Below are 10,926 nucleotides of genomic sequence, written 5' to 3'. Positions count from 1 at the left end.
CCAGGCGATATCGGCGATAGCCTGGAAGAACATGAGCAGCGGCCAGGTAAGCCTCCGCGCCCACCGTGACATCGCTACGAGGAACCCGGCGGGGATCCCGATCAGCAGCCCGAACAGGACGCCGAACCAGAGCCGTTCCAGCGAGTCGCTCAGGTAGGCGGGCAGGATGCCCTTCCGGATCATCTCGTCGAACTCAGCGATCACGGTGCCCGGGCCGACGAAGAACGCCGTCGAGAACAGCTCGAGTTCTGCCACGAGCCACCACACCAAGAGGACCGGCACGAACGGGCCGAACGTGCGCACCAGGCGGCTGTCACCGGCGCGCCGCAGCCAGTACCTCCGTCTGGCCGCCCCGGACGGGCGGGCTTGGGACTGCGATCCGGTAAGATTCGCCATCTACACGTTCACCGCCTTCATACCCCACCGCTCGACGGTCCGCCGTTCCAGCGGCGCCAGCAGGCCCCGATCGATGATCAGCCACAGCACCCCGATGAGGATCATGAACGCGATGATGACGTCGGTGCGGAAGAACTTCTGAGCCAGGAAGATCGAATATCCGAGGCCGGCGCTGGCGGCGATGATCTCCGCCGCGACCAGACCTCGCCAGCCGTAGCCGAGCCCGACCCGCAGGCCGGTGACGATGTTCGGCAGCGCCCCTGGCAGCAGCACCTCGACGAACATCCGGTGCCGCGGTGTGCCCATGCTCCGGGCGGCACGGATCAGCTGGGTTGGGATGCGCTGGACGCCGAGCATCGTGTTGTAGGCCAGCGCGAAGAACATCGCGTTCCAGACGATGAAGATGACCGCCCGCTCACCGTAGCCGAGCCAGAGGGTGGCAAACGGTATCCAGGCGATCCCGGCGAGCGCCACGGAGAACCGGAGCAACGGCGTGAAGAAGGCCGCCGCCACCCGGCTGGACCCCAGCAGGACTCCGAACGGGATGCCGGTCAGCAGCGCGGCGACCACACCCAGCCCCATCCGGCCCAGGCTGGCCCCGGCATGGGTGAACAGCTCGCCGCTCGACCACATGTCACCGAACGCACGGGCCACGTCGGTGACTTGAGGGAAGGTCCGTCGTTCGACGCCGGACACCTCCACGACGACCGCCCAGATCACGATGAGCACCACGAACGGCACGACGAACCAGAAGGCCGCCTTCAGCCGGCGGGACAGTTGCCCGCCCCGCACGGCTGTCGGCGGCGCCGTTCTCGTGGACGTCCTCGCAGGGACGGCCGGTCGCAAGGTCATGTCAGCCCTCGGGGCATGCACTCTCGGCTTCGCTGCGTGCGAACGTGTAGTCGGGAGTGATCTGTGCTTCCTCGGGGATCTCCGGCAGGTCGTCGAAGAGCTCGGGATAGTTCTCCATCACGCTGAGGATCGGACCCGGCATGAAGTGATCATTGACGTCGTAGCTGTCCTCAATGGTCCCCATGTCGTTGAACAACTCGATGGTCGTGTCCAGCGCCAGGTAGTTACATGCCGAGAACCTCGGGTCGAGCTGGATGATGTTGTACTCCATCGCTTCCTCGGCCACCTCGATCTCGGTGTCCGGCACCCACCGCGTGGTGACGTCGGCCGCTTCGCCGGGGTTCTCCCGCATCCAGTGGTCGGCGGCGGCGCGCGCGGTCAGCATGGCCTCGACCGTCTCCGGGTTGCTCTCAGCGTACTCCCGGGTAGAGACGATGTAGCCAATGTAGGCGATGTAGCCGCCACCGCGGACCACCTCGGTAACGCCGTCCACCTCTTCCCGGATCGTGATCGGCCACGGGTCCCACGCGATGGCCGCGTCCAGGCTGCCGGTCTCCATCGCCACCGCCATCTCCGGCGGAGGAGTGTTCACGATGTCGACATCGTCCGGTGACATGCCGGCCTCTTCCAAGATGCCGAGCAGGTACATGTGGTTGATCGAGCCGATCGACACGCCGATGCTCCGGCCGGCGAGTGTCGACATGTCATCGGGGTCGATCTCGGACTCAGCCGTGGCCACCATGGCCATCGTCTCGTCGATGCCGAGCTGGCTGGAGCTTCCGGAGTAGTTGCCCAGATAGACGAGATCCATCCCTTCGAGCACCGCACCGATGCTCGGGGTTCCCACCTGAACGAAGTCGACGTCGCCGGCGTCCAGGGCGTTGAGCGCGTCCACGCCGGTGGGGAACGGCTGCGCCAGAGTGACATCCAGGTTGAGCTCGTCGTAGAAGCCGATATCCAATGCGATGGCGGCACCCATCTGGTCGACCGCCGACACATAGCCGACGGTCACCTCGGTCAGCTCGGTCAGTTCAGGAAGTTCTTCCTCCCCGTCCTCACCGCCGTCCTCACCATCGTCGTTGTCTTCCTGCGCCGACGTATCGGTGTCGGAAGAGTCATCGTCGTCAGACCCGCAGGCAGCAACGAGCATCAAGACCGCTGCACTGCCCGCGAGCGCCGTTCGTAACCGCGCAGAACGAGACACTTAACCTCCTTGTTGGCGCAGGTAAACCAGAATTTCGCAATAGTGGAAAAAACGTCCGATTTGACCCCAGAACGTTTGACACTAGGGCGGCCATCTGCCGGTGTCAACCATCGATTGGCCCGCTACCCCCAAGATCACGAAACACGGTTAGCCTGCTCACAGTGGACCGGCGCCCCCGTTCGCCGGATCCTGTCTAGCACACACGCAAGACCGAAGAATCTTCGCCTAGACCTTGATCGTGACCGGCGGATTTGTCATAGTGTGTCCGGCTAAAGCACGGGGGTTCGCTAGGTAAAGGGCTGCGCGTGGAGCAACTGGACGATTTCTTTCAATACGGCCCCGTGACCGCGATCGTGGCGTTCGTCATGGCGTGTGTCGGCGCTGGCCTGGGCTTTCGATGCCTGGTGCGAGCCCTCGACAGCCGTGGAGCAACCGCCTACCGGTGGCTCTTGACGGCAGCTGTGGCCATCGGCTCCGGCATCTGGACCATGCATCTCATCGCGATCCTCGGCTTCGGCGTCGATGGGACGCCGGTCCGTTTCGACATACCACTCACGTTGCTCAGCCTGCTCGTGGCCGTCGTGGTGGTGACAGCAGGCGTCTTCGCCGTCGGCCGAGACAGGTCGCGGACCCGGGGCGTCGTGCTCGGCGGCATCCTCGTCGGTATCGGCATCGCCGGCATGCACATCGTCGGGATGTTCGCCGCCGAGATCCACGGCACGCTGAGTTACGACCCGGTGCCGATGGTGGTATCCGTGGTCATCGCGGTCGGTGTGGCGACCCTCGCGCTGATGGTGGCGTTCCTGACGACCAGCTTCCGTGGCACGGCCTTCGCAGCCCTGCTCATGGGCTTCGCGGCGACCGCCGCGGAGTACACGGGATTCATCGGCCTCCAGTTGGATGTCACCCCCGGAACGTCGGTCCTTCCTGGCGCGAGTGCGGAAGAGTTCATCTTCCCGTTCATCGTTGTATTCGGTTCATTCCTGTTCCTGAGCTCGGCTTTCGTCGCCCTCTCCCCCATCCGGCACGGAGGGGTTGCCGCTGCCACCACTCCCGTGGCCGCACAGGGCCGAGGTTCCAACTAGCAACTGAACGAGGCAACTTATGACTGAACGCCAGGACGAGGCGTACGACCAGCATGGTGGCAACGGCCAGGCCCGTGGCGATGGCGCTCAGCCAAGCGACGAGTTACCCGGTGAGAGCGAGACTGCCGAGCAGAGCGACGCAGATTCGCACGACGACCAGGTGACGGCGGGAGACGAGGAGGGGACACCTCGGTCCGGACGGCACGCCTCCCGGCGAATGGCGATGGGCCGGGACAAACCATCCGGTTCCCGAGGCCCCCGGTCCATCCGCGCCAAGATCGTCATGGTGCTCATGGTCCCGGTCATGTCGTTGATGGCCCTGTGGGGGTTCGCCACCGTCACGACAGCCCAGAACGTGTCGGAGCTCCAGCAGCTCAAGGACGTCAACGACACTCTGCTCACGCCCATCAACGATTACGTCACGGCGGTCCAAGCCGAACGGGTCGCCGCGGCCAGGTACCTGACGATTCCAGACGAAGGGACGGAAGCGCTGGAAGCGGCTGGGCAGCAGACGGACGATGCCGTCGCCGCCTTGAGCTCCGGGATCACCGACAGCAGCACCGACGCGGCGGAGCTCGACCAGCGGCTCCCCGGGCGTATCGATTCCCTGGTCGCCACGGCCGACTATCTGCCGTCGGTCCGGCAGGCGATCGTCGACGGCCAGGTGAGCTGGCTGGTGGCGTTCGACGCCTACTCGGAGACGATCGGCAACGCCTTCGACGTCACCGGTGTACTCACCCAGATGGACGCACCCGGCGTGGACTTCGATCCCCGGGTGGTGCTGGAGCTCTCGCTCGCCCGGGAGATGGTGGCTCAGCAGGACGCCGTCATGCTGGCGGCCTACGATGCCGAGGTCATGACCCAGGCCCAGTACGCGTCGCTCACCGAAGCGATCCAGAACTCCCGGGCCATGCTCTGGACCGAGATCGACGACCCACGCCCGTCGGCTGAAGAGGCCTACCGCGACATTCTGAACAGTGACGCGTACCAGGATCTGCTGAGCCTGCAAGACGACATCTTGCTCTCTCAAGCCGGCTACACCATCGTCGGCGCGGTGTCACAGGACGAATGGGTCGAGGACTCACGCACGGTGCAAGACCAGCTGGCCGCGGGCCAGGCCCGGGTCACCACGATCGCTGCCCAGGACGCGAACCTCTTCGGCTTCGACGTCCTCGGCACGTCCGGCATCGCGGTCCTCATCGGGCTGGTCGGTGTCATGCTCTCGCTGCTGATCTCGGTCTTGATCGGCCGCGGCCTCGTCGTCGAGCTCGCCGGGCTGCACAACTCCGCGATGGACTTGGCCCGCCGGAAGCTACCGGCCACATTGCGCAAGCTGAACTCCGGCAAGAAGGTCGATCTCGAGACCGAGGCTCCGCAGGTAGAGCTCCGCGACGACGAGATCAGCCAGGTTGCGGAGGCGCTCAACGCGGTCCACCGATCCGCCGTACAGGCCGCCATCGAACGGTCCGATGTCCTCAAGGGGATTTCCGGCGTGTACGTCTATCTCGCCCGCCGGAGCCAGGTGCTGCTGCACCGGCAGCTCTCTCTGCTGGACAACATGGAACGCCGGATCGAGGACCCGGACCAGCTCGAGGACCTGTTCAGGCTCGACCACCTCACCACTCGCATGCGCCGGCAAGCGGAGAGCCTGATCATCCTCTCTGGCGTGGCGCCGGCGCGCGGATGGCGTAACCCGGTTCCTATGATGGACGTCGTGCGCGCCGCTGTCGCGGAGGTAGAGGACTTCACCCGAGTCGAGGTCACCGCGGTGCCCGAGGTCCGCATCTCCGGTACCGCCGTCGCCGACCTCACCCACCTGATCGCCGAGCTGGTGGAGAACGCCGTCATCTTCTCGCCGCCGCATACCCACGCGACCGTCCGGGGCGAGCTCGTCGGCACCGGCCTCGCGCTGGAGATCGAGGACCGCGGCCTCGGGATGAGCAAACAGGCCATGGAGGACGCGAACCGCAGGATCAGGGAGACCGACCAGGTCGACCTCCTGGAAGCCGACCAGCTCGGCCTGTTCGTCGTCAACCGGCTCTCGCGCCGGCACAATGTGGAGGTCACGCTGCAGCGCTCCGCATACGGTGGTGTCACGGCCATCGTGCTGGTCCCCAACCACCTGCTCGATCGGACCGCGCCGGCCCCCGAAGGCCTGCAGCGGCCGGAGGCTACGGTCACCATCGAGCAGACGCAGCTCGCCGCCGTCGGCGCGCTGCCGGCACCGAGGACACCACCGGCCGACCAGCCTTCGCCGGCCGAGAAGACCATGCCACCCGATCCGGTGGCGCCGCCCAACCATGTCGCCCAGCCGAATCATGCAGGTCCGTCAGGATATCCGGCACCGAACGTCAACCACGTGTCCGGGACGGGTGCACAGCCTGACCGGCCTGCGCACGAACCCAACCACGTGGCGCAGACGTCTGTTGCGGAGCCACCAGCGGATGGAGAGCTGGACGAACTGCCGCGCCGGGTCCGCAAGGCCAGCCTCCGCCCTGAGCTACGGAACAGCCCACCGCCTCCGCCGCCGAACGCGAATTCAGGCGAAAGCGCTAATCTGTCTCGTTCCCCAGAGGAAGCTCGTGCCACACTCTCAGCACTGCGGAACGGATGGCTCCGCGGGCAGTCTGAGAAGGATGAATCATGACCATACAAGGGAGAGAATGATGACCGAGCCGACGCAGACATCGAGTGAGCTCAATTGGCTGCTCGATGACCTCGTGGGTCGCGTGGCGCAGATCCGCCATGCGGTCGTGCTGTCGGGCGATGGCCTGCCGGTCGGCGCATCAAGCCAGCTGTCGAGGGAGAACCGGGAACGCTTCGCCGCCATAGCCTCCGGATTCCACAGCCTCGCCAAAGGCACCGGGCAACACTTCGAGGCCGGAAGCGTCGTGCAGACCATGGTCGAGCTTGAGGGCGGTTTCCTGTTCGTCGTCGCGGCCGGGGACCGCTCATGCCTGTCGGTGTTCTGCGATTCGAACGCAGACATCGGTCTTATCGCCTACGAGATGGCCAGATTGGTCAAGCAGGTCCACGAGCACCTCTACGTGCCGTCGCGACCGGAGCAGCTGGATCCCGCCTCCGCACCGAAGTGATGCCTACCGATGAGTGACTCGACTCCGCAGTGGTACGACGACGAGGCCGGGCCTCTCGTGCGCCTCTACGCCATGACGGCGGGACGCGCGAGGAGCGTCGGCGAGACTTCCCTCGACCTGATGGCGACCATCGAGGCCAGCCCGATGGTGCCGGACGCGCCGATGCTCTCTCCGGAGAAGCTGACTCTCCTTCGAATCTGTCAACGCCTGCCCCAGACCGTCACGGACATCGCGTCCGAGGCCGGGCTGCCCCTGGGTGTGGTGCGAGTCCTGCTCGGCGACCTCCTGGGCGCCGGGTACATCACCATCAGTCACCCCATCCAGCCCACTCAGCTGCCAGACAGCCATATTCTCAAGGAAGTCCTCGATGGCCTCCGTGCACTCTAAGCCAAGCGTCAACGGCGCTAATCCCCTCGTGGCGTTGAAGATCCTCGTCGCAGGGGGATTCGGTGTGGGTAAGACCACGCTGGTCGGTTCCGTCAGCGAAATCCGTCCCTTACACACCGAGGAGGCTCTGACCGGCGCCAGCCAACCCGTCGACAACCTCAACGGAGTCGAGGCCAAGACCACCACCACGGTGGCGATGGACTTCGGACGGATCACCATCCGGGACGGGCTCTGCCTCTACCTGTTCGGCACGCCAGGCCAGGACCGCTTCTGGTTCATGTGGGACGAGCTCACCCAGGGCGCGCTGGGCGCGGTCGTGCTCGCGGACACCCGCCGGCTCGCGGACTGCTTCCCGGCCGTGGACTACTTCGAGCACCGGAACATCCCGTTCGTGGTCGGTGTCAACTGTTTCGAAGGTTCCAAGAAGTACCAGATCGACCACGTGAGCGATGCGCTCGACCTGGACAAGGACACGCCCGTCGTCCTGTTCGACGCACGCGAGAAAGATTCCGGCAAACAGGTCCTGATCAAGCTCGTCGAGCACGTCAGTCAGCGCTATCCACGTCCCGCGGAACTGTCCTCGGCCCAGCCGGGTGGCGCACTCCCCAAACGGCCACTCCGGCAATGAGAGCAAGACCGACCTCGATCTCCGGTAAGACGGCCCTGAGCGCGTGCCCAGCCGGACGGGCTCAGGGCGAGCTAGTGCTCTGCGGCGGGCTGGGACAGCCGAGCTGATCGACGCCATCGACATCGGTGGGTAGCCGCCCATGCGCGGTCACCTCGCCGAGCAGCACGTCGACCAGCGCACGGAACGCGGCCGGGGTGCGCCCGTACAGGGCGACCTTCGTCGATGCGTCGCTTTCGCCGAGCACGTACGGTGTATCCAACGACACTACGACATCGCCGGAGCCGCCGCTCGCTCCGCCGAGAAGGCGGACCGCCTCGCCCGAGCCGACACTCAGACCGGCTTCCTCCGCCGCCTCCGTCAGCCTCGCCCGGTCCTGCTCGTCGCCGCCTGTGATCTGTATCGAGTCCCCGACGTACGGTCCGGAGCACGCGCCCGTCGCGATCGTCACCGCTTCCAGCGACGCCCGGTAGGAGAGCTCGTCGTGCGAGCCGACGCTGTCCTCGTCCGGTCCGTCGCCGGCCGCCTGCTGGTGCAGCATGACCGCCACCCCGCGTGTCGCGGCCTCGTCCAGGCGCTCAGCCGTCAAGCGTCCCTCGTCCACCGCGTCGACAATGGCGGTGTGCGCCGCCGCGACGTCGGCCGGCATCAGAACGAGGTCCGAGCCGGCTTCGAGCGCACGCACGGCCGCCTCTCCGGCGCCGTACGTCTCGGTGATAGCGGCCATGTCCTGGGCGTCGGTCACCACCAGGCCGTCGAACGCGAGGTCTGCCCGGAGCAGATCGATGACGTCGCCCGAGAGGGACGACGGAACGCCCGGGTCCACGTCCTGGACGTCGATGTGCCCGACCATGACGGCCGGTGCGCCGGCGTCCACCGCCGCCTCGAACGGCACGAAGTCGAGTTCCCGCAGCTCGCCAAGGGTACGTTCCTGGACCGGCAACTCCTCGTGGCTGTCCGCCGGAACCGATCCATGGCCAGGGAAGTGCTTCGGCACCGCGATGATCCCCGCATCGGCGTACCCGTCCAGGGACGCGGCCACCGTCTCGGCCACCAGGCCGGGATCCGACGACGCCGCTCGGCTACCGATGGTCGGGTCGTCCGGGCCGGAGGTGACGTCGGCGACCGGCGCGAAGGTCATGGTGAAGCCGAGCGCGCGCAGCTCGTCCCCGCTCGCGCGGGCGACGTCTGTCGTCAGTTCGGAGTCTCGGGCCGCACCGAGCGTCATGTATGTCGGGAACTCCGTCGCCGGCTCGCGCACCCGGGCGACGGTCCCGCCTTCCTGGTCGACGCCCACCATCACCGGATATGCACGGCTGTCGGCGTCCTGGACCTCCGCGGCCGCCTGCCGGAGCTGTTCCAGGCTGCCGACGTTGTCCCCCATGACGATCACGCCACCCAGGTTCAGCTCGGCGATGAGGTCCGTCGGAGGTTCGAGCCCCTGGTATCCGGCCATGATCACCTGGCCGGCCTTCTCACTGAGCGACATGTCGGCGACGATCGACTCGGCTTCCGCGTACTCCTCCTCGGTGGGTCCCCAGGGCAACGTCTCCTGGTCCGTCGGAGTCGGGGTCTCGTCCGCTTCCCCGGACGGTGTGCCGCTGGGTTCCGGCGTGGCCGACGGAGACTCCGCGGCGGGGGTGGTGGAAGGCGAGCTCGCCACCGACGACGAATCGTCCGACGCACACGCTGCCGCCAGCACCGACATCATCACGGCCGCAACCGCCACGCGCACGGAAGGCGTCCCCCTCCCGGACATCAGCACCTGCCTCTCACGACGTCGCACAGATTCGTTGATCCCCACCCGACGAAGTCTGCCACGGGTGAACACGCAGCGCCGTCGGGCCCGGGCTCGCACGGTTCGTCTAGATCACGACCTGGGTGACCGGGAGCGACGAGTCGGTGGCGAACTCGAGCCCGCTCGGCGGGAGTCCGTGCTCCACCACGGCGGCACCGAGCGCGGCGATCATGGCGCCGTTGTCGGTGCACAGTGACAGCCTGGGCTGCCGTAGTTCGATGCCGGCCTCGGCGCATCGTTCACGGGTCAGATCCCGGATCCGCGAGTTCGCCGCGACTCCGCCCGCCAGAACCATGGTGCGTACGTCGCGCTCACGGCAGGCGAGCACCGCCTTGCGGGTCAGGACGTCGGCGACCGCCTCCTGGAACGCCGCCGCCACGTCCGGGACAGGCACCGATCTGCCCTCGCGCTCGGCCGTCTCGACCCAGCGGGCCACCGCGGTCTTCAATCCGGAGAACGAAAAGTCGTAACGGTGCCGGCTCATGTCGCGCTGGCTGGTCAGCCCACGCGGGAACCAGATCGAGGACGCGTCGCCCTCCTCGGCCGCGCGCTGGATGTGCGGACCGCCGGGATATTTGAGCCCGATCAGCCGCGCGACCTTGTCGAAGGCCTCGCCGGCCGCGTCGTCCAGTGTCTGCCCGAGCAGCTCGGCGGCGTTCGCGATCTCGGTGACCTGCAGGATCTCGGTATGTCCACCGGATACGAGGAGCGCGACGACCGGCTCGGTGAGCGGCCCGTTCTCCAACTGCTCCGCGGCGACGTGACCGACGAGGTGATTCACGCCGTACAGCGGCTTGCCGAGTGCGATAGACAGGGCCTTCGCCGCCGACACGCCGACCATCAGCGCCCCCGCCAAGCCTGGACCGGCTGTGACCGCGATGGCGTCTACGTCGTCCAAGGTGACCTGCGCATCCGTGAGCGCGCGGTCCAGGGTCGGGACGATCGCCTCGAGATGTGCCCTGCTGGCCACCTCCGGCACCACCCCGCCGAAGCGGACATGTTCGTCGACGCTGCTGGCCACGGCGTTGGCCAGCAGCGTAGTACCGCGTACTAGACCCACACCGGTCTCGTCGCACGAGGTCTCTATGCCGAGGATCAGCGGTTGCTCTGCCACGAGTTCGATTATCGCCCTTCCCCTTGATCATCAACCGTTGGCCGCGCCATGACCCGTCTTACCGTTGATGATCATGGGCGCTTGGGAAGTCGTTTGCGCATCACCAGGCCGTCGCGCCCGCCGCCGTAGTACGCCCGCCGGACGGCGATGCGCCCGAATCCGTACCTGGCGTAGAACGCCAGCGCCGGGTCGTTATCGGAGCGGACCTCGAGCATGAGCGAGCCGGCATCGCGGGCCCGGGCCTCGCCGATCAGCGCATCCATCAGGATCGACCCGATCCCGCGCCGTTGATGCTCCGGGGCGACGGCGATGGTCTGCACGTCGGCGGGCTCGCCTGCCACGCTGGGCGCCCGCAGTCCGGCGTAGCCCA

At 66.8% G+C, this 10,926-nt stretch carries 11 protein-coding genes; 5 read left to right on the top strand and 6 right to left on the bottom strand.

From position 1 onward, the window contains the following. From ELR45_RS39180 to ELR45_RS26525, 3 genes are all read right to left on the bottom strand, one after another. Positions 1–396, bottom strand: a 396-nt coding sequence (locus tag ELR45_RS39180; RefSeq protein ID WP_205857323.1) for an ABC transporter permease, incomplete at its 3' end; no start/stop codon positions are given. Next, entirely contained in the window at positions 397–1,248 is an 852-nt protein-coding gene (locus ELR45_RS26530; protein ID WP_129669008.1) for an ABC transporter permease, read from the bottom strand. It lies immediately after the preceding gene. 1 nt (position 1,249) lies between these two features. Next, positions 1,250–2,452, bottom strand: a complete 1,203-nt coding sequence (locus ELR45_RS26525; RefSeq protein ID WP_205857322.1) for an ABC transporter substrate-binding protein — start codon at positions 2,450–2,452, stop codon at positions 1,250–1,252. Positions 2,453–2,793: 341 nt separating this feature from the next. On the opposite strand from ELR45_RS26525, the gene ELR45_RS26520 reads away from it, so the two are divergent. The 5 genes from ELR45_RS26520 to ELR45_RS26500 are packed head-to-tail and all read left to right on the top strand — an operon-like array spanning position 2,794 to position 7,647. Then, entirely contained in the window at positions 2,794–3,537 is a 744-nt protein-coding gene (locus ELR45_RS26520; protein ID WP_129669007.1) for an MHYT domain-containing protein, read from the top strand. A 19-nt stretch (positions 3,538–3,556) separates the two neighbouring features. After that, positions 3,557–6,184: a sensor histidine kinase gene (locus ELR45_RS26515; protein ID WP_129669006.1), complete on the top strand. Its 2,628-nt coding sequence runs from the start codon at positions 3,557–3,559 to the stop codon at positions 6,182–6,184. 16 nt (positions 6,185–6,200) lie between these two features. After that, positions 6,201–6,632, top strand: coding sequence for a roadblock/LC7 domain-containing protein (locus ELR45_RS26510; RefSeq protein WP_129669005.1), 432 nt, complete (start codon positions 6,201–6,203; stop codon positions 6,630–6,632). A gap of 9 nt (positions 6,633–6,641) precedes the next feature. Continuing rightward, positions 6,642–7,019 (top strand): DUF742 domain-containing protein, encoded by a 378-nt coding sequence (locus tag ELR45_RS26505; protein ID WP_129669004.1) that lies wholly within the window; start codon positions 6,642–6,644, stop codon positions 7,017–7,019. Further along, entirely contained in the window at positions 7,000–7,647 is a 648-nt protein-coding gene (locus tag ELR45_RS26500; RefSeq protein ID WP_129669003.1) for an ATP/GTP-binding protein, read from the top strand. Before ELR45_RS26505 ends, ELR45_RS26500 begins: the two co-directional genes overlap by 20 nt. Before the next feature lie 61 nt (positions 7,648–7,708). Here ELR45_RS26500 and ELR45_RS26495 read toward each other — a convergent pair whose 3' ends face one another. The 3 genes from ELR45_RS26495 to ELR45_RS26485 form a co-directional block, all read right to left on the bottom strand. Next, the gene (locus ELR45_RS26495) at positions 7,709–9,379 is read right to left on the bottom strand and encodes a glycoside hydrolase family 3 protein (RefSeq protein WP_205857321.1); all 1,671 of its coding nucleotides are present in this window, start codon (positions 9,377–9,379) and stop codon (positions 7,709–7,711) included. Positions 9,380–9,509: 130 nt separating this feature from the next. Continuing rightward, complete coding sequence (gene tsaD, locus ELR45_RS26490) at positions 9,510–10,565, bottom strand: tRNA (adenosine(37)-N6)-threonylcarbamoyltransferase complex transferase subunit TsaD (protein WP_129669002.1); 1,056 nt, start codon at positions 10,563–10,565, stop codon at positions 9,510–9,512. A gap of 62 nt (positions 10,566–10,627) precedes the next feature. Further along, positions 10,628–10,926, bottom strand: a 299-nt coding sequence (locus tag ELR45_RS26485) for a GNAT family N-acetyltransferase (RefSeq protein WP_129669086.1), incomplete at its 5' end; no start/stop codon positions are given.

This window comes from Phytoactinopolyspora endophytica, from assembly GCF_004138495.1.
Lineage (GTDB): Bacteria > Actinomycetota > Actinomycetes > Jiangellales > Jiangellaceae > Phytoactinopolyspora > Phytoactinopolyspora endophytica.
Note: the sequence above shows the minus strand (reverse complement) of the source record. Positions and strands in the feature narration are given on the sequence as shown.

Bases quoted from the DNA above. Each gene is read 5' to 3' on its own strand.
- ELR45_RS26530 (WP_129669008.1), bottom strand. From the start codon at position 1,248: ATGACCTTGCGACCGGCCGTCCCTGCGAGGACGTCCACGAGAACGGCG.
- ELR45_RS26515 (WP_129669006.1), top strand. From the start codon at position 3,557: ATGACTGAACGCCAGGACGAGGCGTACGACCAGCATGGTGGCAACGGC.
- ELR45_RS26510 (WP_129669005.1), top strand. From the start codon at position 6,201: ATGATGACCGAGCCGACGCAGACATCGAGTGAGCTCAATTGGCTGCTC.
- ELR45_RS26505 (WP_129669004.1), top strand. From the start codon at position 6,642: ATGAGTGACTCGACTCCGCAGTGGTACGACGACGAGGCCGGGCCTCTC.
- ELR45_RS26500 (WP_129669003.1), top strand. From the start codon at position 7,000: ATGGCCTCCGTGCACTCTAAGCCAAGCGTCAACGGCGCTAATCCCCTC.